The 23700-nt window shown below is 62.5% G+C and carries 16 protein-coding genes; 2 read left to right on the forward strand and 14 right to left on the reverse strand.

What is annotated here, in order from left to right; all coding sequences use genetic code 11:
* Positions 1-107 precede the first annotated feature (107 nt).
* Positions 108-1820, forward strand: coding sequence for a proline--tRNA ligase (locus tag GU3_RS13275; protein WP_014293040.1), 1713 nt, complete (start codon positions 108-110; stop codon positions 1818-1820).
* Between the two features lie 946 nt (positions 1821-2766).
* A complete protein-coding gene (locus GU3_RS13280) occupies positions 2767-3921 on the forward strand; it encodes a patatin-like phospholipase family protein (RefSeq protein ID WP_014293041.1) in 1155 nt (384 codons plus the stop codon).
* A 285-nt stretch (positions 3922-4206) separates the two neighbouring features.
* Here the strand turns inward: GU3_RS13280 and tilS are convergent, their stop codons facing one another.
* From tilS to GU3_RS13350, 14 genes are all read right to left on the reverse strand, one after another.
* Complete coding sequence (tilS, locus tag GU3_RS13285) at positions 4207-5538, reverse strand: tRNA lysidine(34) synthetase TilS (protein WP_014293042.1); 1332 nt, start codon at positions 5536-5538, stop codon at positions 4207-4209.
* Entirely contained in the window at positions 5535-8414 is a 2880-nt protein-coding gene (locus tag GU3_RS13290) for a ligand-binding sensor domain-containing diguanylate cyclase (RefSeq protein WP_014293043.1), read from the reverse strand. Before GU3_RS13290 ends, tilS begins: the two co-directional genes overlap by 4 nt.
* 249 nt (positions 8415-8663) lie before the next feature.
* Positions 8664-9620 carry an acetyl-CoA carboxylase carboxyl transferase subunit alpha gene (accA, locus tag GU3_RS13295; RefSeq protein ID WP_014293044.1) on the reverse strand — a complete coding sequence of 319 codons (957 nt, stop codon included), beginning with the start codon at positions 9618-9620 and terminating at the stop codon, positions 8664-8666.
* A gap of 9 nt (positions 9621-9629) precedes the next feature.
* Positions 9630-13103 (reverse strand): DNA polymerase III subunit alpha, encoded by a 3474-nt coding sequence (gene dnaE / locus GU3_RS13300; RefSeq protein WP_041543225.1) that lies wholly within the window; start codon positions 13101-13103, stop codon positions 9630-9632.
* Complete coding sequence (rnhB, locus tag GU3_RS13305; RefSeq protein WP_014293046.1) at positions 13100-13693, reverse strand: ribonuclease HII; 594 nt, start codon at positions 13691-13693, stop codon at positions 13100-13102. Before rnhB ends, dnaE begins: the two co-directional genes overlap by 4 nt.
* Positions 13690-14835, reverse strand: a complete 1146-nt coding sequence (gene lpxB / locus GU3_RS13310; protein ID WP_014293047.1) for a lipid-A-disaccharide synthase — start codon at positions 14833-14835, stop codon at positions 13690-13692. Before lpxB ends, rnhB begins: the two co-directional genes overlap by 4 nt.
* Positions 14828-15619, reverse strand: coding sequence for an acyl-ACP--UDP-N-acetylglucosamine O-acyltransferase (gene lpxA, locus GU3_RS13315; protein ID WP_193372531.1), 792 nt, complete (start codon positions 15617-15619; stop codon positions 14828-14830). The genes lpxB and lpxA overlap by 8 nt, the downstream gene beginning before the upstream one ends.
* Positions 15620-15621: 2 nt before the next feature.
* Positions 15622-16083, reverse strand: a complete 462-nt coding sequence (fabZ, locus tag GU3_RS13320) for a 3-hydroxyacyl-ACP dehydratase FabZ (protein ID WP_014293049.1) — start codon at positions 16081-16083, stop codon at positions 15622-15624.
* A gap of 24 nt (positions 16084-16107) precedes the next feature.
* Positions 16108-17130 (reverse strand): UDP-3-O-(3-hydroxymyristoyl)glucosamine N-acyltransferase, encoded by a 1023-nt coding sequence (gene lpxD / locus GU3_RS13325; RefSeq protein ID WP_014293050.1) that lies wholly within the window; start codon positions 17128-17130, stop codon positions 16108-16110.
* A gap of 13 nt (positions 17131-17143) precedes the next feature.
* On the reverse strand, positions 17144-17644 hold the full coding sequence (locus GU3_RS13330) for an OmpH family outer membrane protein (RefSeq protein ID WP_014293051.1): 501 nt from the start codon (positions 17642-17644) through the stop codon (positions 17144-17146).
* A gap of 87 nt (positions 17645-17731) precedes the next feature.
* On the reverse strand, positions 17732-20131 hold the full coding sequence (gene bamA / locus GU3_RS13335) for an outer membrane protein assembly factor BamA (RefSeq protein ID WP_041543227.1): 2400 nt from the start codon (positions 20129-20131) through the stop codon (positions 17732-17734).
* Positions 20132-20160: 29 nt separating this feature from the next.
* Positions 20161-21510 (reverse strand): sigma E protease regulator RseP, encoded by a 1350-nt coding sequence (rseP, locus tag GU3_RS13340; protein WP_041543792.1) that lies wholly within the window; start codon positions 21508-21510, stop codon positions 20161-20163.
* Positions 21507-22700: a 1-deoxy-D-xylulose-5-phosphate reductoisomerase gene (gene ispC / locus GU3_RS13345; RefSeq protein WP_014293054.1), complete on the reverse strand. Its 1194-nt coding sequence runs from the start codon at positions 22698-22700 to the stop codon at positions 21507-21509. Before ispC ends, rseP begins: the two co-directional genes overlap by 4 nt.
* Positions 22700-23554 (reverse strand): phosphatidate cytidylyltransferase, encoded by an 855-nt coding sequence (locus tag GU3_RS13350; RefSeq protein WP_014293055.1) that lies wholly within the window; start codon positions 23552-23554, stop codon positions 22700-22702. The genes ispC and GU3_RS13350 overlap by 1 nt, the downstream gene beginning before the upstream one ends.
* Positions 23555-23700: the final 146 nt, after the last annotated feature.

Genomic DNA, 23700 nt, shown 5'->3' on the forward strand with positions numbered 1-23700 from the left:
AGTTGGTGATGCATTATCCCCTCACCCACAACAAGACTCTTCTGCCAACCTCCCCCCCCTGCTACAATTCGGGCTTTCACGGATTTCAAGCTACAAGGTTCCCGTTCATGCGTACCAGCCAATACCTGCTTTCCACCCTTAAAGAAACCCCGAGCGATGCCGAAGTCATCAGCCACCAGCTGATGCTGCGCGCGGGCATGATCCGCAAGCTGGCTTCGGGCCTGTACACCTGGCTGCCCAGCGGCCTGCGGGTATTGAACAAGGTGGCCGCCATTGTGCGGGAAGAAATGAACCGGGCCGGCGCCATTGAAATGCTGATGCCGGTGGTGCAGCCGGCGGATCTGTGGCAGGAAACCGGCCGCTGGGACAAGTTCGGCCCCGAGCTGCTGCGCATTAAAGACCGTCACGATCGCCCCTTTGTGCTGGGCCCCACCCACGAGGAAGTGATCACCAGCATGGTGCGTAACGAGGTGGCCTCCTACAAACAGCTGCCCCTGAACCTGTACCAGATCCAGACCAAGTTCCGCGACGAAGTGCGCCCGCGCTTTGGAGTAATGCGCTCCCGGGAGTTTGTGATGAAGGACGCCTACTCCTTCCACACCACTCAGGAAAGCCTGCAGCAGACTTACCAAGACATGTACGACGCCTACAGCCGTATTTTTGAGCGCATGGGCCTCGACTTCCGCGCCGTGCTGGCCGACACCGGCGCCATTGGCGGCAGTGCTTCTCACGAGTTCCACGTGCTGGCCCAGAGCGGCGAAGACGACATTGCCTTCTCTACCGAGTCGGATTACGCCGCCAACATCGAGATGGCCGAGGCGCTGGCGCCCAAGGCGGCCGCCGATGCCCCCACCCAGAACATGACCCTGGTGGATACTCCCAACACCAAAACCATTGCCGATCTGGTGGAAAAGTTCGGCCTGAACATTGAGCAGACCGTAAAAACCCTGCTGGTGAAGGCCGCCGACGACGTGGATGCTCCCCTGGTGGCGCTGCTGGTGCGCGGCGATCACGAGCTGAACGAAGTGAAGGCCGAAAAGCTGCCGCAGGTGGCCAGCCCCCTGACCTTTGCCACCGAAGAAGAAGTGCGTGCCGCCGTGGGCGCCGGCCCGGGCTCCCTGGGCCCGCTGAACATGCCGGTGCCGGTGATTGTGGATCGCGCCGTGGCGGTAATGAGCGACTTTGGTGCCGGTGCCAACATCGACGACAAGCACTATTTCGGCATCAACTGGGGCCGGGATCTGCCGCTGCCCGAGGTGGCCGATCTGCGCAACGTGCGTGAAGGCGATCCCAGCCCCTGCGGCAAGGGCGTGCTGCAAATTAAGCGCGGTATAGAAGTGGGCCATATCTTCCAGCTGGGCAACAACTACTCCGCCAAAATGAACGCCACCGTGCTTAACGAAGGCGGCAAGGCCACCGTACTGGAAATGGGCTGCTACGGCATTGGCGTGTCGCGCATTGTGGCCGCCGCCATTGAGCAGAACCACGACGATCGCGGCATTATCTGGCCCGAGGCCATTGCCCCCTTCCAGGTGGCCATTATTCCCATGAACATGCACAAGTCCCACCGGGTGCAGGAAGTGGCCGAGCAGCTCTACACCGAGCTGACCGCCGCCGGCATTGAAGTGCTGTTTGACGACCGTAAAGAGCGCCCGGGCGTGATGTTTGCCGACATGGAGCTGCTGGGTGTGCCCCACAGCATTGTGATTGGCGAGCGCGGCCTCGACACCGGCGTGGTGGAATACAAGCACCGCCGCGGCGGCGACAAGCAGGAAGTGGCCATTGGTGATGTGGTGGCCAAATTACAAGGCCTGATGTAATGATTTAAAGCGCCCGCAAGGGCGCTTTTGCTTTGGAGCGCGGGCCTTGTCCCCGAATGGGGGCAGCTTGCCCGCATTTTGGCGCAAAGCGCCAACTCCTTTGAGCGCCCATCGGGCGCTATTGCAGGCTGGCAGCCTGCGCTCCACTTAAATCGCGCACTCCCTGGAGCGCGGGCTTTGTCCCCGAATGGGGGCAGCTTGCCCGCATTTTGGCGCAAAGCGCCAACATTCTTGAGCACCCTACCGGGCGCTATTGCAGGCTGGCAGCCTGCGCTCCACTTAAATCGTGCATTCCCTGGAGCGCGGGCTTTGTCCCCGAATGGGGGCAGCTTGCCCGCATTTTGGCGCAAAGCGCCAACATTCTTGAGCACCCTGCCGGGCGCTATTGCAGGATGGCAGCCTGCGCTCCACTTAAATCGTGCATTCCCTGGAGCGCGGGCAGCTTGCCCGCATTTTGGCGCAAAGCGCCAACATTCTTGAGCACCCTACCGGGCGCTATTGCAGGCTGGCAGCCTGCGCTCCACTTAAATCGCGCATGCTTTGGAGCGCGGGCAGCTTGCCCGCATTTTGGTGCAAAGCGCCAACATTCTTGAGCACCCTACCGGGTGCTAATGCAGGCTGGCAGCCTGCGCTCCACTTAAATCGAGCATTCCCTGGAGCGCGGGCAGCTTGCCCGCATTTTGGCGCAAAGCGCCAACATTCTTGAGCACCCTACCGGGCGCTATTGCAGGCTGGCAGCCTGCGCTCCACTTAAATCGTGCATTCCCTGGAGCGCGGGCTTTGTCCCCGAATGGGGGCAGCTTGCCCGCAAATTGGCGCAAAGCGCAAACATTCTTGAGCATCCTACCGGGCGCTATTGCAGGCTGGCAGCCTGCGCTCCACTTGAGCCATCTTTCTTCTTCCCTTTTAAACAGTTATTTATAATGAACCAAAAGGGAGGATCATCATGGAACGAGAAGCCAGCAATGCCTGTGCCCTGGTGATGACCGGCGGTGGTGCCCGGGCCGCTTATCAGGTGGGGGTGCTCAAGGCCATTGCCGAATGCTATCCAAGAGGGCATGCCATTCCCTTTCCCATTTTGTGCGGCACTTCGGCCGGAGCCATCAATGCCACGGCGCTGGCCTGTTATGCCTCCTGTTTTCAGCTGGGCGTGCGCAAGCTGGAATACGTGTGGCGGCACCTGAACACCCACAAGGTACTGCGCCTGCAACTGGGCCGCATCGTCCGCCATTCCGTCAAAAGTCTGGTCAAGGGCGCGCTGGGCAAGCCCACTCAAATGGCGATGCCGCTGTTCGACAACAGTCCGCTGGAGCGGCTGCTGGAAACCCTGATCGACTTTCAGCGTATCGACAACAACCTGCTCTATGGCGCTCTTGAAGTGCTGGCTGTCACCGCCTCCAACTACAATACCGGTGACTCCACCACCTTTTTTCAGGGCCGGCCCTATCACCAGCCCTGGGCCCGGGCGGGCCGTTCGGGGCGTTCCTCCATTATTGCCACGCCGCACCTCATGGCCAGCAGCGCCCTGCCCTTTGTCTTCAAGCCTTGCCGGCTGCAGAACCATTTTTACGGCGACGGCTCCATTCACCAGCTCAACCCGCTCAGTCCGGCCATTCACCTGGGCGCCAGTAAAATCCTGATCGTCAGCCTGGCCCACGACGAGGCCGATCCGGGGCATTTAAGCAGCAACCCCAGCAGCTCGGACATCGCCGGCCACTTGCTGGATACCATTTTTACCGATGCCCTCACGTCCGACATTGAGCGGCTGCAGCGTATTAACAGCACCATTCGGCTGGTTCCCGAACGCCGGCGCGAGCAGCTGCCCCTGCGCCATATCGACAATCTGGTGCTCAAGCCCAGCAAGAACCTGGATGAGCTGACGCTGGCCCACTTTCATCGCCTGCCCTGGAATATTCGTACCCTGCTGCGGCTGTTTGGGGTGGAAGCGGGCGATGCCACCGGTCTGGCCAGTTTTTTGCTGTTTGAGCAGGACTATACCCGGGAGCTGATTGACCTGGGGTATGCGGATACCAAGGCGCGGCTGGAGGAGGTGTGTCTGTTTTTGGGGCTGGATGGGGCGTTGCGCAAGACCGGAACCTGAGACGTCAGGATCATGGAGCACGGGTCTTGTCTCCGGATGGCATGAAGCGGCTACGTCCTTTGAGCGCCCTCACGGGCGCTATTGCAGGCTGGCAGCCTGCGCTCCAACACCATGGTAGCGGCTACGTCCTTTGAGCGCCCTCACGGGCGCTATTGCAGGCTGGCAGCCTGTGCTCCAACACCATGGTAGCGGCACGTCCTTGAGCGCCCGCCGGGCGCTATTGCAGGCTGGCAGCCTGTGCTCCAACACCATGGTAGCGGCACGTCCTTGAGCGCCCGCCGGGCGCTATTGCAGGCTGCCAGCCTGCGCTCCAACAGGCTCCCATTCCAGCTGCCAGCCGGGCTGGCCGGGGGCGGCGGCGTAGTCGGCGCAGACAAACACCCCCACGGCGGCAACCAGCCGGTCATCTTGCATCAGTAGGGGAATGCGCGGGCGTTGCCAGGGGGACACACCGTATTCCTGCCAGAGTTTCTTCAGCGGCCGGGATCCACTGCGGCCAAGCGGGCGTGCCCGCAGGCCCGAAATCCCAAAGGCGATATGCAGCTCGTTTGGTAACACACCGTCATGAATGGCCGCGCCGCTTGCCACCTGCTTTATGCGCAAACGGCCCACCCCCAGATCGTGCCATTGCTCGGGCTCAAGCACGGAGAGCGCCACCGTCTCCCCTGGTAGCGCCGGCACATACAAATGTCCCTGATAACGGCGCAACCCCTTGCCGCCCAGGCGAAATACCGGCTCCGCATCTTCCCGGGCCAGGGCCAGCTCGCTCCAGGCCACCTCCAGCTGGCTGCGGCTCAACGACAGCCCCTGTTCACCCAGCCAGTGGCGCAGGGCGTTGTGGCGCCGGGCCGGGCTCAGTTGCTCCAGGCCGGCAATGCTCAGCCCGCCGGCGGCGTTTTGCAACGACGGCAGATCCTGTGCGGCCAGCTCTCGCGCCAGCGCCAGCTGCTCGGCACACAGCTCGGCGCTGCGGCTGGCGGTGCGGGCAAAGGCCGGCCACTGGGCCAGCAGCCGGGGCAAAATATCGTTGCGCAGAAAGTTGCGGTCAAAGCGATTGTCGGTATTGGACGGGTCTTCCACCCAGCTCAAGCCCTGAACAATCGCAAAACTTTCAAGCTCGCTGCGGGCACAATCCAGCAGCGGCCGAAGCTGCACCCCCTGCCCCAGCGGCTTGCACGCCGGCATGGCGGCAAGCCCGGCCAGGCCGGCACCGCGCTTGAGCGCCAGCAGCAGGGTTTCGGCCTGATCGTCCAGGTGGTGGCCGGTGAGCAGGGCCGCCCCTGGTGGCAGCTCGGCGGCCAGTGCTCCGTAACGGGCGTTGCGGGCGGCAGCCTCCACACTCACCCGCGGGCCGGTGTCCACCTTGACCTTTAAGATGCGACAGGGCACGTCCAGCGTCTTCGCGACCTGTGCACAATGCACCGGCCAGGCATCGGCCGCCGGCTGCAGGCCGTGGTGCACGTGTAGGGCCACCAGCTCACGCTGCTGTTCGGCGGCCAGACGGGCCGCCAGCGCCAGCAATACCGTGGAGTCGAGCCCGCCACTGAAGGCGATATAGATAGGGCCTTGAGGGTAAAGCTCGTGCAGGCACCGGCAAAAACGCGCGTACAAGGTCATGACCACAACTCCACCCGGTTTCGTCCGTTGTTTTTGGCGCGGTAAAGCGCCTGATCGGCATGGGCCAGTAGCCGGTCTTCACTGCCGGCGCCGGCCGCCTCGGCCAGCCCCAGCGACACGGTCAGGCTCAGCCCCGCGGCAATGGAGCTGCAATCCAGGCCGGCCACGGCCTCGCGAATGCGTTCACAAATGCGGGTGGCGTCCTGCAGGCTGGTATCGGGAAACAGCAGGGTAAACTCCTCGCCCCCCCAGCGGGCCACGCTGTCCTGGCTGCGGATCTGCGCACGCAGTACCCCGGCCACCGCCTTGATGGCCTCGTCTCCCACGCCGTGAGACCACTGATCATTCACCCGCTTGAAGTGATCAATGTCCACCACCGCCAGGCAAAGGCCGTGCCCACCCTGTTCGAAACGGCCATAGGCGTCTGCCAGCCAGTCGTCAAAGGCCCGCCGGTTGGCCAGGCCGGTGAGCTGATCTTCACGCGCCTGGCGTTCAAAGGCCTGGGTCTGTTGTTGCAGGGCCTGGGTTTTCTCCTCCACCAGTCGCCTGAGGGTGCTGGCATTGCGTTTGAGCATGCGCAGGCGCAGCTGAAACAGCCCCCACAGCAGCAGCAAGCCGGCGCCGCCGGCCACTCCCCAGAATGCGGGCCGCTGCCAGAAAAAGGGCGCAATGCTGAAGCTCAACCCGGCTTCCCGGTTGCTCCAGGGACTGTAGGGGTAAGACGCCGCCACCTGCAGCCGGTAATTGCCCGGGGCCAGGTTGGTGTATTCCGCCAGGTTCTGCCCGCCGCGCTCGACCCATTGCTTGTCAAACCCCTCCAGCCGAGTGCGGTAACGAATGCGCTCGGGCATCACATAGCCCAGGCCGGCAAACTCGATTTGAATACGGTCACTGCCAGCGGGCAGGGCCAGAGGCCGGCCCGGCAATACCGGCATGCCGTTGACCCTGATGTTTTCCAGCACCACCGGCAGATTGTTGTGCACCAAGCTGGCCAGCCGCTTTGGCTGCACCCGCGCCACGCCCACGGCCGTGGCAATCCAGAGGCTGCCGTCGGGTGCCAGGGTGGCCGCCGGCCCCGAGCCGCCATTGGCCTGGCTGCTGGCCATGCCATCCCCTTCTCCGAACACGTCAAAGGGAATCGTGTCCTGCTCGCCATCCGCCACCCGGTGCGCCTCGGCCAGATCCAGCCGCAGTATGCCCCGGTTGGTGGTCAGCCAGATGCCGCCTTGCTCGTCGGCCACCGGCTGAAACATTTTTTCGATGGGCAGGCCATGAGGCCGTCCCACCATGGACAGACTGTCATCCCGGTAACGGTAACGCAGCAGGCCGCGGTCGGTGGCAATCCAGACCGCGTCAGTGCCCCGCTGCTGATAAAACCCAAAGGCATACTCGGCATTTTCCTGACGGTGCAGATCAAGCGCCCGAATGTGCGCCGGATCCCCGCCGCCCATGATGGCCGCGCCCACGCCGGTACCCACCCAGATATCGCCGTTTTCCGCCTGATGCAGGGCCATCACAAACTCGCCGGGCAAACCGTCCCGCTTGCCGTAGGTAAATACCCTGCCCTGCTGCAGCCGGCTCAGCCCCTCGGCGGTGCCCACCCACAGGCTGCCATCCCGGGCCGGCAGTATGGCGCGCACTTCATCGGCACTGAGGCCCTGCCGGCGGTCGATGATCCGTGGCTCACGGCCCGGTTCAAGGGCAATGAGGCCGTGGGTATAGGTGCCCAGCCACAGGATGTTGCCCTGTCGGGCCAGACTCAGAATGGAAGGGGTCTTGCCGTCCGGCAGGCGCACCGGCACCGGCCGGGCTCCGTCGGCATCGATAACGCTGAGGCCGTTACTCGAGCCCACCCAGATGCGCCCGGCCTCGTCGGCCAGCACGCTACGCACATAGTTGCCCGACAGCCCCTGCTCCTGGGTGAAGCTGGTAAAGGGGGCATCGCGCAGGCGCAGCAGGCCCCCGTTGGTCCCCACCCAGAGGTTGCCTTCGGTGTCCTGCAGCAGCGACAACACCCGGTTGTCGGGCAGGCCCTGGGCCATGCCCATGCGCTCCAGCCCGAGCTCACTCAGCCGTGCCAGCCCCCGGTCCGTGGTGCCAACCCAGAGATCCCCCCTGTTGTCTTCCAGCAGGCTGCTGATGGCTTCATCGGCCAGCTGCGGATGAAGAGGGGCAAAGCCGCCGTTGCCATCACTGCCGTACAGCCCCTGCCCCGAGCCCACCAGCAACTGCCCCTGCTGGGTTTGCAACAGCGCCAGCACGGGGACAGCGGGAATATGCTCGTTCACGGTGATCCCATTGTCAGCGCTGATCACCGCCAGGCCCTGAGAAGTTCCCGCCCAGACTTGCCCGTCGGCCGTTTGCAGCAGGCGGTAAACCGCCAGTCCCGGCAGGCCCTGGGCCGAGGAAAAATGGTGCTGGGTGCCCTGCGGGTCACGCATATAAAGGCCGTCGCCTTCGGTGGCGAACCATAACCGGCCCTGCCGGTCGCGCAACACATGATTCACCATGGCGGGCAGGCTGGACTGAGGCTGCCACTGGGGATATTGATAGCGGCTGAACCCGCCCCGGGCCCCCACCACCAGCAGACCGTCCCCGTCCGGGGTCAGGCCACGAATGCCGGAGTCGGGCAGGCCGGTTTGCTTGCCGCGCACAAAGGTATGAAATCCGCGCCCGTTGTAGCGGGACACCCCTTCCCAGGTGGCGAACCAGAGGTAACCTTCGGGGGTTTGCGCCATGCTGTTGATGCTGTTGTGAGGCAGGCCGTTGCGGGTGTTCCAGCTGTCCTGGTAGTAATCCCGCAATGGCGAGTCGGCGGCCGCCAGCGGCCAGGCCAGCAGCAGACAAACGAGCAACAGCAAACGGCAAAGGTTCATCAAGGCATTCCCTGGTAAATGGCTCCATTTCGAGCCGGAATATAGCAGTTTTTGAGCCGCGGACGTGAGGGAATGGCAAGGTTATAAGACAGTAGGTATAGCAAAAAAGAAAAAGCGCCCCTGAGGGCGCTGGTGGGGCGCAGGTAGCTGCCGCGGACAGCCTGTTCGCATTTTGGTGCAAAGCGCCAACTCCTTTAAGCGCCCTTACGGGCGCTAATGCAGGCTAGCAGCCTGCGCTCCAATTACGGCTCAGCAGTAGCCGTATTTCATCAGGCGCTGGTAGCGCTGTTCAAGCAGGGTGTCGGTGTCGAGCTGGTCGAGGTCGGCCAGATCGGTGAGCAGGCGCTGTTTCAGGCGCTCCGCGATAAGCAGAGGGTTGCTGTGGGCGCCGCCCATGGGCTCTTCCACCACGTTGTCGATAAGCCCCAGCTCGTGAATGCGGCCGGCGGTAATGCCCATGGCTTCGGCGGCGACCGACGCCTTGTCGGCACTCTTCCACAAAATGGAGGCACAGCCTTCCGGGGAGATCACCGAGTAGGTGGAATACTGCAGCATGTTGACCCGGTCGCCCACGCCAATGGCCAGGGCGCCGCCGGAGCCGCCCTCACCCACCACGGTGCAGATGATGGGGGTCTTGAGGCCGGACATCACCTTGAGGTTGCGGGCAATGGCTTCACTCTGGCCACGCTCTTCCGCCCCCACGCCCGGGTAGGCGCCGGGGGTGTCGATAAAGGTGAGGATCGGCATTTTGAAGCGTTCGGCCATTTCCATCAGCCGCAGGGCCTTGCGATAGCCTTCGGGGCGGGGCATGCCGAAGTTGCGCTTGATCTTTTCCTTGGTCTCGCGTCCCTTCTGGTGGCCGATCACCATGACCGGGCGACCTTCAAAGCGGGCCACGCCCCCGACAATGGCCTTGTCGTCGGCGTAGGCGCGGTCACCGGCCAGCTCGTCGAACTCGCCAAACATCAGCTCCAGGTAGTCCTGAGTGTAGGGGCGGCGCGGGTGGCGGGCCAGCTGGGAAATCTGCCAGGGGCCCAGGTTGCTGAAGACCTTTCTGGTCAGCTCGTCGCGTTTGGCTTCCAGCCGGCTGATTTCTTCATCCAGGTCGATGTCGAGGCCGTCGCCCTCGCCCACGTGACGAAGCTCTTCAATCTGGGCCTGAAGCTCGGCGATGGGTTGTTCAAAATCCAGAAAATGGTGGCTCATGGCTGCCCTCTAGTCAAAAATCAGTTCGACCTTGTCCTGCCCCAGCAAGGCCCTGAGCGATTCCAGCATCTGGTCGGTGGGGGTTACCCGCCATTCAGTGCCCAGGGTGAGCTCGGCTCTTGCGCCGGGTCGGTTATAGGTCACACGCACAGGACATACGCCCGCCCTTACCGGCGTGAGTATGTCCAGCAATTGAGTAAAAAAGCCCTGATCAATCCGGCTTTTGTCGATGTACAGTGCGAGCCCGCGGGCAAAACGTTCCCGGGCATCGCTGATATCAAGCACTTCCCTGGCCGACATTTTAAGGCCGCCGGAGAAGTCGTCAAAGCTGACCTGTCCGCTGATGACCAGAATTTTATCTTTTTCCAGCAAAGACTCATAGCGTTCCAGTGCATCGGAGAACAGGGTCACGTCCAGCCGGCCCGACTTGTCGTCCAGGGTGAGGATGCCCATGCGGTTGCCCCGCTTGGTGGTCATCACTCGGGAGGCGATCACCAGCCCGGCCACCGTGCTGACGCGATCCCGCCCGCCGGGCTGCACTTCACTGAGCCGGCCGCTGGTGTACTGGCGCAGCTCCCGGGCGTACTGGTTGATGGGGTGACCGGTGAGGTAAAGCCCAAGGGTGTCGCGTTCGCCGTCCAGCCAGATCTTGTCGGGCCAGGGCGCCACGTCGGCAAAGGCGTGCTCCACCTTGTCTTCCTCTACCAGCACGCCGAACATGTCGCCCTGGCCCAGGGCCTCGGCTTTGGCGTGCTGATCGGCGGCCTTCATGGCCTCTTCCAGGGTGGCCATCAGAGAGGCCCGGTGCGGACCCAGCCGGTCCATGGCCCCGGAGAGGATCAGCTTTTCCATCACTCGCTTGTTGAGCTTTTTCAGATCCACCCGGTTGCAGAAGTCGAATAAATCCCGGAACGGGCCGCCGCTTTCACGCGCCTCAAGAATGGACTCGATAGGTGCCTCACCCACCCCCTTGATGGCGCCGATACCGTACACAATATGGCCGTCGTCGTTCACGGTAAAGCGGTAGCGGCCGGTGTTGACGTCAGGCGGGATCAGCGTCAGTCCCATGCGCTGGCATTCGTCCACCAGGGTCACCACCTTGTCGGTGTTGTCCATGTCGGCGGTCATCACCGCCGCCATGAACTCCGCCGGGTAGTGGGTTTTCAGCCACAGGGTCTGGTACGACACCAGGGCATAGGCGGCGGAGTGTGACTTGTTGAATCCGTAACCGGCGAATTTCTCCACCAAGTCAAAGATTTTTATCGCCAGCTCGCCGTCGATGCCGTTGGCCACGGCCCCCGCCTCAAAGCCGGCCCGCTGCTTGGCCATTTCTTCCGGTTTTTTCTTGCCCATGGCCCGGCGCAGCAGGTCGGCGCCGCCGAGGGAATAGCCCGCCAGCACCTGGGCAATCTGCATCACCTGCTCCTGATACAGAATAATGCCGTAGGTGGGTTCCAGAATGGGCTTGAGGGACTCGTGCTGCCACTGTGCGTCGGGGTAGGACACCGCCTCGCGACCGTGCTTGCGGTCGATAAAGTTGTCCACCATGCCCGACTGCAGCGGGCCCGGACGGAACAGGGCCACCAGGGCTATCATGTCTTCAAAGCAGTCCGGCTGCAGCCGCTTGATCAGATCCTTCATGCCCCGGGATTCGAGCTGGAACACCGCCGTGGTTTCATAGCGTTTGAGCAGCTGGAACGAGGCCTGGTCGTCGATGGGAATGGCGGCAATGTCGACCGGGGGCTTGCCTTCCTTTTCCAGCCTGGGGTTGATCATGCCCAGCGCCCAGTCGATGATGGTCAGGGTGCGCAGGCCAAGAAAGTCGAACTTGACCAGGCCCGCGTATTCCACGTCGTTCTTGTCGAACTGGGTGACCGGGTGGCGGCCTTCGGCGTCGCAGTAAAGGGGCGCGAAGTCGGTGATCTTGGTGGGGGCAATCACCACCCCGCCGGCGTGCTTGCCGGCGTTGCGGGTCACCCCTTCCAGGATGCGGGCCATGTCGATCAGCGCCCGCACTTCCTCGTCCTGATCATAGAGTTCGGGCAGCTTGGGCTCGACCTCAAAGGCCTTGGCCAGGGTCATGCCGGGATCGGGGGGAATAAGCTTGGAAATGCGATCCACAAAGCCGTAAGGGTGGCCCAGCACCCGACCCACGTCGCGCACCACCGCCTTGGCGGCCATGGTGCCAAAGGTGATGATCTGGGATACCGCATCCCGGCCGTAGAGCTCGGCCACGTGCTCGATCACCTCGTCGCGCCGGTCCATGCAGAAGTCGACGTCGAAGTCGGGCATCGACACCCGCTCCGGGTTCAGGAAGCGTTCAAACAGCAGGTCAAATTCCAGCGGGTCGAGATCGGTAATTTTCAGCGCATAGGCCACCAGGGAGCCGGCACCGGAGCCCCGGCCCGGGCCCACGGGAATGCCGTTGTCCTTGGACCACTGAATAAACTCCATCACGATGAGGAAGTAGCCCGGAAAGCCCATTTGGTTGATCACCTGAAGCTCGATTTTCAGGCGTTCGTCGTACTCGCCCCGCTTTTCGGCGCGCACCGCCGGATCCGGGAACAGGAATTCGAGCCGCTCCTCCAGCCCCTCTTCCGAGCGCTTGACCAGAAAGTCTTCAATGCTCATGTCACCGGTGGGAAAGTCCGGCAAAAAGTACTCGCCCAGGCGCACGGTGACATTGCAGCGCTTGGCGATTTCCACGCTGTTTTCCAGCGCCTCGGGAATGTCGGCAAACAGCTCGGCCATTTCCTCCGGGCTTTTCAGGTACTGCTCGGGGCTGTAGCGCTTGGGCCGGCGCTTGTCGTCCAGGGTGTAGCCGTCGTGAATGGCGACGCGAATTTCGTGGGCGTCGAAGTCACTCTTGTCGAGAAACACCACCTCGTTGGTGGCCACCACCGGCAACTGCTGTGCCGCCGCCAGCTCCACCGCCATATGCAGGTAGCTTTCTTCATCGGCGCGGCCGGTACGCAGCAACTCCAGATAGTAACGGTCGGCAAAGTGCTGATGGTAAAAGGCCAGGCACTGCTCCGCCAGGGCCTGGTTGCCCTTCAGCAGATAGGTGCCCACGTCCCCTTCCCGGCCGCCGGACAGAATGATCAGCCCGTCACTGTGTTCGGCCAGCCAGGCCTTGTCGATCACCGGCCGGTGCTGAATGTGGCCGCGCTCGTAGGCTCGGGAGATCAGCAGGGTAATGTTCTGGTAACCGGTGTTGTCCATGGCCAGCAGGGTGAGGCGGAACAGCTGCTCGCCCAGCTCTTCGCTTTGCACCCACACATCGGTGCCGACAATGGGTTTCAGCCCCTTGCCGTGGGCATCGCCGTAAAAGCGCACCAGGCCGCACAGGTTCATCTCGTCGGTCAGTGCCAGGGCCGGATAGCCCAGCTCCTGCACCCGCTTGTTGATGGGGCCGATTTTGGACAGGCCATCCACCATGGAAAAGTCGGAGTGGACTCGCAGATGAATAAAGCTCGGGGTCATGCGCCCTCCAGCGCCCGGGCCACGGGTTTGAAGCTTTTGCGATGCGCAGGCAGGGCGCCGTGCAAGGCCAGGGCCGCCAGGTGCTCCTTGGTGGGGTAGCCCTTGTGACGGGCAAAGCCATATTGTGGATGCAAAGCGTCGAGGGCCAACATCTCAAGGTCCCGCTCCACCTTGGCCAGAATGGACGCGGCGCTGATCTCCGCCACCCGGCTGTCTCCTTTCACCACCGCCTGGGCAGGCATGGGCAGCGGTGGGCAGCGGTTGCCGTCAATCAACACAAAGCCGGGCTGCACGGACAGGCCTGCCACCGCCCGGGTCATGGCCAGCATGGTGGCCTGCAGTATATTAAGCTGGTCAATTTCGGCGGCGGTGCAGCGGCCAATGGCCCAGGCCAAAGCACGCTCGCGAATAAGCGGCGCCAGCTGCTCGCGCTTTTTCTCGCTGATGGTTTTGGAGTCGGCCAGCCCCGGAATGGGCTGGTTGGGGTCAAGGATCACGGCGGCAGTGACCACGTCGCCGACCAGGGGGCCGCGCCCCACTTCGTCGACCCCCGCCACCAGCACGCCGCTGGGGTAAATAATCTCGGTCATGGTTTTCGGGCCAGCTCCAAGACCGCCAGGGCGGCCTGTTCGTCGGCATTACAGCGGATACGTTTATGCAGTTGGGTAAAGTGGTTAACCAGCTCGCTGGTGTCGTGGTCGAGCAGCTTGCCGATTTCGTCCACGATGTGGCCGGGGGTGCACTCGTGCTGAATAAGCTCCGCCACCAGGGTTTGATCCGCCAGCAGGTTGGGCAGCGCCACGTATTCGGTTTTCACCAGCCGCTGGGCCAGCCAGTAGCTGAAATCTTTCAGTTTATACCCCACCACCATGGGCTTTTTGGCCAGCATGGCTTCCAGGGTGGCGGTGCCCGAGGCCAGCAACACCACGTCGGCGGCGGTCATCACCTCGCGGCCACGGCCTTCCACCAGGGTCACCTTGAGCCCCGGCGCCACCTTTTCCTTGATGGCGAGAAACTCCTGCCGGCGCTTGTCGCTGGTCAGGGGCACCACGAATTCCAGCTCGGGGTGGCGCACCTTGAGCTGCTTGCAGGCCTCAAGATAGACGGGAGTAAGCAGGGTCACTTCCGCATGGCGGCTGCCTGGCAGCAGTGCCAGATAACGGCCGTCGGGATCCAGGCCCAGCCGCTCCCGGGCGCCGCGCGTGTCGGGGACCAGCGGCATGCGGTCCGCCAGGGTATGACCGATAAAACGGCAGGGCGCGTCAAAGCGGTCGTAAAAGGCTTTTTCAAAAGGCAGGAACGCCAGCACCAGATCGGTGGCGGCCTTGATCTTGTGAATCCGGTTCTGCCGCCAGGCCCACACCGAGGGGCTGACGTAATGCACGGTGGCGATGCCCGCCTTGCGCAGCCGGTGCTCCACGCCGATGTTGAAGTCGGGGGCATCGATGCCCACAAACACATCGGGCGGATTGTCGATGAAGTGCGCAATGATGCGTTTACGAATGTGCAGAATGCGCGGCAGCCGGCCCAGCACTTCCACCAGGCCCATCACCGCCAGCTCGTCCATGTCGAACAGCGCCCGGCAGCCCTCAGCCTGCATCTGCGGGCCGGCAATGCCTTCAAAAATGGCGTCGGGATGGCGGCGGCGCAGTTCGCGAACCAGCCCGGCCCCCAGGGTGTCGCCGGATACTTCGCCGGCGACAATGCCAATGCGAAGCGGAACCTCAGGCACGAATAATACCGCGCTCGTTGGCCTTGAGGAAATCGACCATGATGGCCACTTCCGGTTGTTGCTCGGCCATGGTTTCCAGCGCCGGCAGCACTTCTTCCACGGTTTTGCCGCTGCGGAACAGCTCCCGGTAGGCCTGCTTGATGGCGGAAATCGCCTCCTTGCTGAAGCCCCGGCGGCGCAGGCCCTCTGAGTTGATGCCAAAGGGCTTGGCATAATGGCCGGCGGCCATCACGTAGGGCGGCACGTCTTTATTGAGCGCGGCGCAGCCGGCAATAAAGGCGTGGCTGCCGACCCGGCCGAACTGGTGAATGGCGGCGTGGCCACCAAAGATGACGTGATCGCCAATGTGCACATGGCCGGCCAGGGTGGCGTTGTTGGCAAAAATGCAGTCACTGCCAATGCGGCAGTCGTGGGCCACGTGCACGTTCACCATAAACAGGTTGCGGCTGCCGACCGTGGTGAGGCTTTCATCCTGGGAGGTACCCCGGTGAAAGGTGCAGGATTCACGAATGATGTTGTCGTCGCCGATTTCCAGCACGGTGCGCTCGCCGGCGTATTTCTTGTCCTGGCAGTCTTCACCAATGGAGGCAAACTGAAAAATGCGGTTGCGCTTGCCGATGCGGGTCGGGCCCTTAATCACCACATGGGAGGCGATACGGCAATCGTCACCGATTTCCACGTCGGGACCGATCAGGGTCCAGGGGCCAATTTCCACGCCCTTGCCGATCACGGCGTCGGGATGGACGATGGCGGTTTCATGGATCACTGCACCTTGTTCACTCACACTCAACCCTCGCGTTTGGCGCACATCAGCTCGGCGGTACAGACCACTTCGCCGTCGACGCTGGCAACACCGGTAAACTTGGCGATGCCTCTGCGCTCTTTCAGATAAACCACGTCCAGCACCAGCTGATCTCCCGGTACCACCGGGCGCTTGAAGCGGGCGTTGTCGATGGAAGCGAAATAATACAGCTCGTTGGGCTTGGGCTTGCCCACCATTTTGAATGCCAGAATGCCGGTGGCCTGGGCCATGGCTTCCAGGATAAGCACACCGGGGAACACCGGCTTGTTGGGAAAATGGCCGGTGAACATGGGCTCGTTGAACGATACGTTCTTGATGCCGCGCAGGGTTTTGCGCTCCGGGCTTATCTCGTAATGAGCCACCTTGTCGACCATCAGGAAAGGATAGCGGTGCGGCAACAGTTCCAGGATTTCCTGGATGTCCAACTGATTCAGTTCGTTACTCAAAATTTAACCCTACCAAAAATGTGCTTAGTCGTTGTTGTTCAGTTTTTTTTCAAGCTGGCTCAGCCGCTTGTGCATATCGTCGATGCGCATCACGCGCGCCGCCGTTTTGCGCCATTCCTTGTTCGGTTGCAGCGGAATGCCGGAGGAATAAGTACCGGGCTCGGTAATGGGGCGCATCACCATGGACATGCCGGTAATGGTGACGCCGTCACAGATTTCCATGTGGCCGTTGAACACGGCGGCGCCGCCAATAATACAATACTTACCGACCTTGAGACTACCGGCCATCACGGTGCCCCCCGCCATGGCGGTGCCGTAGCCAATTTGTACGTTGTGGGCTATCTGGCACTGGTTGTCGATAATCACGTTGTCGGCAATGCGGGTGTCCTCCAGCGCGCCCCTGTCTATGGTAGTACAGGCGCCGATTTCAACCCGGTTGCCGATCACCACGCCACCGAGCTGAGGGATCTTTATCCATTCGCCCTTGTTGTTGGCATAGCCGAAGCCGTCGGAGCCAATGACGGTGCCCGACTGCACCAGGCAGTCGGTGCCCAGGGTCACGCCGTGGTAAATGGTGACATTGGCCCAAAGTTTGGTACCTGCGCCCAGGCGTGTGTTCTTGCCCACAAAGCAGCCGGGGCCGACGATAACGCCGTCTTCCAGCACCACCCCCGACTCGATCACCGCATTGGCACCGATGGCCACGCCTTCACCCAGGGTGGCGCTGTCTGCCACCACGGCGCTGGGATGAATGTCCACCGCCGGAGCCGGCGTGGTGTCCAGAGCCTGGGCCGCCAGGGCAAAGCCGAGATAAGGGTCGCTCATCACCAGGCTGGCCACCGGACAGGCTGCGCGATCGGCCTCCCGAAGGATCACCGCCGACGCCCGGGTATCGTTCAGCAGATGCCGGTATTTGCTGTCGGTGAGAAAGGCCACCTCGCCGGGGCCGGCCTTGTCGAGGGTGTTGACCCTGTGAATGGGCTGTGCCGCATCGCCGTGCAGCTCGGCGCCCAGTGCCTGGGCCAGTTGTTGCAGTGTAATGCTCATGGGCTTGCTCTTGTTACTTGCTGACGCGGCTAATCACCTGTTGAGTGATGTCGAGAGAAGGTGACACATGGATCACGGCTCCCCGCTCGATCACCAGATCCAGCCCCTGCGCCTTGGTGATGTCATCTATCGCGCCCTTGATGCGCGACAGCATTTTCTGGCGTTCTTCGTTTTCGCGCCGGGCCCGGTCCTGCTCCAGCGCGCGGGCCTTTTGCACGAACGTGGCCTGCATTTCATTGAGTTTTTTCTGAGCCTCGGCCTTTTGGCTGTCGTTCATAAAGGCCATGTCTTTCTGCTGCTTTTCCACAAAGCTGCGGCCCTGCTCTTCCAGCTGCTGCACTTCCTTCACCCGGGAGGCGAATTCATTTTTCAGCTGGTTACGTATCACGTCACGCTGGGGCATTTTCTGAAATACCTCGGCGGTGTCCACCACCGCGATTTTACCCTGGGCCTGGGCCAGGGTGGCGGTCATCACCAGCGCCAGGGCGCCGGCCAGTTTAATCAGTTTATTCATTTACAGACTCCTTGTTCGGTGAGGGGTGAGGCGTTGGAGGTGAGGGGAAAAATCTCCTCACTCTTCACTCCTCCCCCCTCACATTTATCAGAACGTACGGCCGATGTTGAAGTTGAACACTTCGGTCTTGTCCCCTTCCACCTCGGTCACCGGGGTGGCCAGGGAGAACACCAGCGGGCCCAGCGGCGACAGCCACTGCATGCTGACACCGGCAGAAGCACGATACTCGCCCGGATCGCCGAAGTCATAACAACCGCTCACGCAATTGGCAAATTCCGACGCATCGTATTCGGTATCCCACACCGTGCCCACGTCCATAAACAGGCTGGTGCGCAGGGAACGCTGCAGATCCTCGCCGGCAAAGGGCGTGGGCACAATCAGCTCCAGCGAGCCTGCCAGCAGGGCGTTGCCGCCGATGGCGCTGCCGTCGGTGGTGTTATCTTCATACACCGCCCGTGGCCCCACCGAGCTGCTCTTGAAGCCGCGCAGGGTGTTAAAACCACCGGCGTAGTAGTTTTCAAAGAACGGCAGCCGGCTGGTATTGCCATAACCGTCGGCATAGGCGGCACGGAACTTGCCGTACAGCACCCAGTTGTGATTGCGATCCAGCGGGAAGTAGTGGCCGTCGTCAAAGCTCAGCTTGTAGTACTGCAGATCCGAGCCCGGCACCGTGACCTTGAGGCCCACGCTCTGGCGGCTGCCGGCGGTGGGGAACACGCCCCGGTTGAGGGTGTTGCGGGTCCAGCCGGCGGTAAGATCGAAGTCGTCAAAGCTGACTTTTTCGCTGTCCGGTACATTGTTATCGGCCCAGAAATTCTTCAGCTGAATGGAAGGCCTGTCCGGCTGGCTCAGGGTGTTGTGCTCATAGCCCAGGCTGAAGTTCAGGCTGTTGTTTTCGTCGATGGGGAAGCCGGTGAGGCCGCGCACCCCGTAGGTGGTGCTTTCATAATCGACGGAGCCCAGATAATCGTCGTCGGACTCAAACGACCGGTAATACACTCGGCCGCCCAGGCTGACGCCATCCACGGTAAAGTAGGGATCGGTAAAGTCCAGCGACACGTTCTTGGAGTAGTCGTTCATCTGGGAGTTGATGCCCACCCGGTTGCCGGTGCCGAGGAAGTTGTCCTGCTCCACGCCGGCCTGAATGCTGAACCCCGAGTCGGTACCAAAGCCCACGCCGAAGTTGATGGAGCCGGCTGGCTGCTCCTTGACCTTGACATCGAGATCCACCAGATCGTCCTGGCCCGGAATGCGCTGGGTATCCACCTCGACGTTTTCAAAATAGCCCAGGCGGTTCAGACGGGTACGGGACTGCTCGACGTTTTCGCTCGACAGCCAGGTGCCTTCCATCTGGCGCATTTCCCGGCGCAGCACTTCGTCTTTGGTGATTTCGTTGCCGCTGAAGTTGATGCGGCGCACATAGACTCGGTTGCCCGGCTCGATGTTGACCACCAGCTCCACCTTGCGGGTCGCTTCGTCGATCTGCGGAAAGGTATTGATGCGCGGATAGGCATAGCCAAAGCGGCCAAGGAAGCGCGACAGCAGCTCTTCCATGTGGGCCACGTCGGCGGCGGAGTAGAGGTCGCCGTTCTCGATGGGCACCAGCTCGTTCAGCTCCCGCTGCCGGTCGATGAGGTTGCCGCGCAGGCTGACCCCGGACACGGTGTACTGCTCTCCCTCGGTGACGTTGAGGGTGATATAGACCCCTTCCTTGTCGGGGGACATGGACACCTGGGTGGAGGTAACGTCGGCCTTGAGGTAGCCCCGATCCCGGTAAAAGGAGCGCAGGGTCTCGATGTCGCCGGCCAGCTTCTGCTTCTGGTAGCGCTGATCGCCCATGATGTTCCACCAGGGCACATCGTCGGACAGCTCCAGCTGGCTCAGCAGTTGCTCCTCGCTGAAGGCGCGGTTGCCGACAATGTTGATCTGCTTGATCTCGGCGGCCTCACCTTCGACGAATTCAAACTTCAGATCGACCCGGTTACGGGGCAGCGGCGTCAGTACCGCCTTGACCTCGGCGGAGTACTTGCCCACGCCATAGTAGAAGTCTTCCAGGCCCTGCTCCAGCTCGCTCAGGGTAGTGCGATCCAGTGGCTCGCCCACCCGCACACCGGCCCCTTCCAGGCTTTCGCGCAGCTGCTCTTCCTTGATTTCCTTGTTGCCGCTGAAGCTGATGCCGGCAATGGTGGGCCGTTCGGTGACCTGCACCACCAGGGTGTCGCCGTCGCGCAGCAGTTGTACCTGCTCAAAGTTGCCCGAGGCATAAAGGCTGCGAATGGCCTCGGCCAGCCGGGCCTGATCCACTTCCTCCCCGACCCGCACCGGCAGGCTGAGCAGGGCCGCGCCCAGGGTTACCCGTTGCAGGCCGTTGACCTGAATGTCTTCTACTACAAAGGGGGTCATGCCGCTCTGCGCCTGGGCCAGCATACTGGCTCCCAGCAGGCAGGAAGCGACAAGCGTGTGTTTAACTGCCCTTTTTTTTGCCATAGCCTGACTTAGTCCTTGTGTCTTGTCGCTCAGAGGCGACCAATATCATTAAACAGCGCCAGCCCCATCAGCAAGATCAGCAGGGCCGCGCCGATTCTGAACCCCAGTTCCTGTATTCGTTCCGGCACCGGCCGGCCGGTGATGGCTTCAACCCCGTAAAACAGCAGGTGGCCGCCATCGAGCACCGGCAGCGGCAACAGGTTGATAATGCCGAGGTTGACGCTCACCAGTGCCATAAAACTCAGAAAATACACCAGCCCGAAGCCGGCACTGGTTCCGGCACCCTTGGCGATGGAAATGGGGCCGCTCAGATTGTCGAGGGAGACGATGCCGGTCAGCAGCTTGCCGATCATTTGAAAAGTCAGCACCGTCAGCTCCCAGGTGCGCTCCGCGCCTTCCCACAAGGCCTTGACCGGACCATAGCTGAGTTCAAAGCGATAGCGGTCGTCTACCGGAGTGACCGAGGGGGCCAGCCCAACGTAACCAATGGCCCGGTCATCGGTCTCAAGCAGCGCCGGAGTCAGCACCAGGTCGAGGCTCTGACCCTCACGGCGCACCACAAGTTCCATGGGCTGCTCGGGAGAAGACTGCACCAGCGTCACGAACTGCTCCCAGTCGCGCAGGGGTTCATTATTTGCGCTCAGCAGGGTGTCACCGGCACGCAGGCCGGCCTCGGCGCCCGCCCCGCCTGCCAGCACATTTTCCAGGGTGAGGGTGGCCACGGGGCCCTCGGGCAGCAGCCCCAGGGCGGTAACCGGCGACTCGCTGTCGGGATTGAACTGCCAGCGATCAAGGGGCACGGTCAGTTGCTGTTGCGAGCCGCCATCGGTCTGCACCACCAGGGTGGTCTGTTCGGCGCCGATCTGCCCGATCAGGGCAAAGTTCACGTCTTCCCAGGTCAGGATGTCGTTGCCGTTGATGGCGGTGATCTGCATGCCCGGTTGTACCCCGCCCAGGGCGGCGGGGGATTCGGCGACCACATCCCGGACCACCGGCTTGACCGAGGGCACACCAATCAGAAACATCAGCCAGAAGGCGAACACCGCGAACAGAAAGTTGGCCATGGGCCCGGCCACCACAATGGCCATGCGCGCCCACACCGACTTGTTGTTGAAGGCCTGGTTCGCCAGCTCCGGCGGCACCTCGTCCACCCGGCCGTCGAGCATTTTCACATAGCCGCCCAGGGGGATCATGGCCACCACGTATTCGGTGCCGTCACGGCCGGTTTTGCGCCAGATGGGCTTGCCAAAGCCGATGGAAAACCGCTCCACCCGCACGCCGTTGCGGCGGGCCACCCAGAAGTGGCCGTATTCGTGTACCGCCACCAGTATGCCAAGGGCGATGATAAAGGCGCCCAGATTCCACAATATTTCAATCATGCGCATGTCCCGATCAGTTGGCCGGCCAGCCGACGCGCCTCGGCGTCGAGGGCCAGTATGTCTTCCAGCGCCTGCGCCCGGGTTGCCCCCAGCCGGTCCATGACGTTCCGGTTGATACCGGCAATGGCCATAAAGCCCAGCCGGCCTTCCAGAAAGGCCGCCACCGCCACTTCGTTGGCGGCATTCAGCGCCGTGGTGGCGCCCTGGCCGGCGGCGCAGGCATCCATAGCCAGTTGCAGGCACGGGTAACGGGCCATGTCGGGCGCCATAAAGCTCAGCTCACCCAGGCGGGTAAAATCGAGCGGGGCCACGCCCGACTCGATACGCTCGGGCCAGGCCAAGCTATGGGCGATAGGTGTCATCATATCCGGCTGCCCCAGCTGGGCCAAGACGGAACCGTCCGAGTACTGCACCATGGAATGGATCACCGACTGGGGATGGATGAGGACGTCAATCTGGGCCGGTGCTGCGTTAAACAACCAGCGCGCCTCGATGTATTCCAGCCCCTTGTTCATCATGGTGGCAGAGTCTACCGAGATTTTGGGCCCCATGGACCAGTTGGGATGATTGACCGCCTGGGCCGGGGTGACGGCGGCCAGGTCTTCAACCGGGGTGTAACGGAAGGGACCACCGGAGCCGGTGAGCAGAATTTTGCCGATACCGGCGGCGGCCAGGCTGCCCCGCCCCGGAGCCCGCTGCAGCCCGGTGGGCAGGCACTGAAAAATGGCGTTGTGCTCGCTGTCCACCGGCAGCAGCTCGGCCCCGCTGTGGTGTACGGCGTCGATAAACAGCTCGCCGCTCATCACCAGGGCCTCCTTGTTGGCCAGCAGCACCCGCTTGCCGGCCTTCACCGCCGCCAGGGTGGGCAGCAGTCCGGCGGCGCCGACAATGGCCGCCATTACCACGTCCACCTCGGGCGCCGCCGCCACCTCGCACAGGGCGTCACTGCCGGCCAGCACTTGAGTAGGGCTGCCCGCATCCCGCAGCCGCCGGCCGAGCTCGGCCGCCGCCGCCGGCTCCGCCATCACCGCGTAACGGGGGGTGAAAGCCAGGCAGTCGACCAGCATTTTTTCCACCTGACGGCTGGCGGTCAGGGCAAACACCGAGAAACGCTCAGGGTGGCGGCGAACCACCGCCAGGGTGCTTTGGCCGATGGAGCCGGTGGCCCCCAGTATGGTCAGCTGTTGCATCAGCCCTGCCCCGCCAGCTGGTATACCACCACAAACATCGGCAGGGCGGCGGTCAGGCTGTCGATCCTGTCCATGATGCCGCCGTGACCGGGCAGTATGTTGCCCGAGTCCTTGAGTCCGGCCGCCCGCTTGAACATGCTTTCCACCAGATCGCCCAGCACCGACGCCAGCACCGCCACCACTGAGGCCAGCAGTACCGCATTACGTTGGGGACCGGGCAGCTCGACGGCCAGCGTCACCACCAGCGCCAGGGCGCAGGCGGCGAGTACCCCGCCGATCATGCCTTCAATGGTTTTGCCCGGGCTGACCTGGGGGCAGAGCTTGTGTTTACCGAGCGTTTTGCCGGCAAAATAGGCGCCGGTGTCGGCGGCCCATACCAGGGCCATGACAAACAGCAGCAGCCAGGCACCGTAATGGGGATCCTGCTCATATTGATAGCTGCGCAGGGTCAGCAGCGACCAGAAAAAGGGCACCAGACTGAGCAAGGCAAACACCGCCTTGAGCCAGGGCCGCTGCTGCCAGAGCGCTCGGCTATTGGGATAACGCAGCACCAGAGGCAGTGCGCACAGCCACCACAATGCCCCGGCCCCCAGTATGGCGGCCACCAGATCATGAAGGCCGTCGGCCCAGATTTGCTCGATGGGCACGCTGGCCATCAGCGCCACCAGCACCAGCGCCAGAAACACCATGACCACGTTGGTTTTGTCTGTATCGATAAAGCGCCCCCACTCCCGGCCGGCCAACAGGTAAACGGCGGTGGCAAAGAGGGCAAAAAACGGCAGGGGCAGCAGGAAAATGGCCCCCAGCACCACAGGGATCAGGCACAGGGCCGTGATAATACGAAGCTTCAGCAAGAAATGTCCTCTTTCTCGGGGTGAGGGCCGCAGGCCGGGTGCTCACCCTGGTCGTTTTTATTTGTTATCGCTGCACCGATGGATTCCCGCCTGCGCGGGAATGACACCCCAACCCCCGTCACCCCTGCGGAATGACTCCTTAATGT

It is taken from the genome of Oceanimonas sp. GK1 (assembly GCF_000243075.1).
Lineage (GTDB): Bacteria > Pseudomonadota > Gammaproteobacteria > Enterobacterales > Aeromonadaceae > Oceanimonas.

Bases quoted from the DNA above. Each gene is read 5' to 3' on its own strand.
- GU3_RS13275 (WP_014293040.1), top strand. From the start codon at position 108: ATGCGTACCAGCCAATACCTGCTTTCCACCCTTAAAGAAACCCCGAGC.
- GU3_RS13280 (WP_014293041.1), top strand. From the start codon at position 2,767: ATGGAACGAGAAGCCAGCAATGCCTGTGCCCTGGTGATGACCGGCGGT.
- tilS (WP_014293042.1), bottom strand. From the start codon at position 5,538: ATGACCTTGTACGCGCGTTTTTGCCGGTGCCTGCACGAGCTTTACCCT.
- GU3_RS13290 (WP_014293043.1), bottom strand. From the start codon at position 8,414: ATGAACCTTTGCCGTTTGCTGTTGCTCGTTTGTCTGCTGCTGGCCTGG.
- accA (WP_014293044.1), bottom strand. From the start codon at position 9,620: ATGAGCCACCATTTTCTGGATTTTGAACAACCCATCGCCGAGCTTCAG.
- dnaE (WP_041543225.1), bottom strand. From the start codon at position 13,103: ATGACCCCGAGCTTTATTCATCTGCGAGTCCACTCCGACTTTTCCATG.
- rnhB (WP_014293046.1), bottom strand. From the start codon at position 13,693: ATGACCGAGATTATTTACCCCAGCGGCGTGCTGGTGGCGGGGGTCGAC.
- lpxD (WP_014293050.1), bottom strand. From the start codon at position 17,130: ATGAGCATTACACTGCAACAACTGGCCCAGGCACTGGGCGCCGAGCTG.
- GU3_RS13330 (WP_014293051.1), bottom strand. From the start codon at position 17,644: ATGAATAAACTGATTAAACTGGCCGGCGCCCTGGCGCTGGTGATGACC.
- bamA (WP_041543227.1), bottom strand. From the start codon at position 20,131: ATGGCAAAAAAAAGGGCAGTTAAACACACGCTTGTCGCTTCCTGCCTG.
- rseP (WP_041543792.1), bottom strand. From the start codon at position 21,510: ATGATTGAAATATTGTGGAATCTGGGCGCCTTTATCATCGCCCTTGGC.
- ispC (WP_014293054.1), bottom strand. From the start codon at position 22,700: ATGCAACAGCTGACCATACTGGGGGCCACCGGCTCCATCGGCCAAAGC.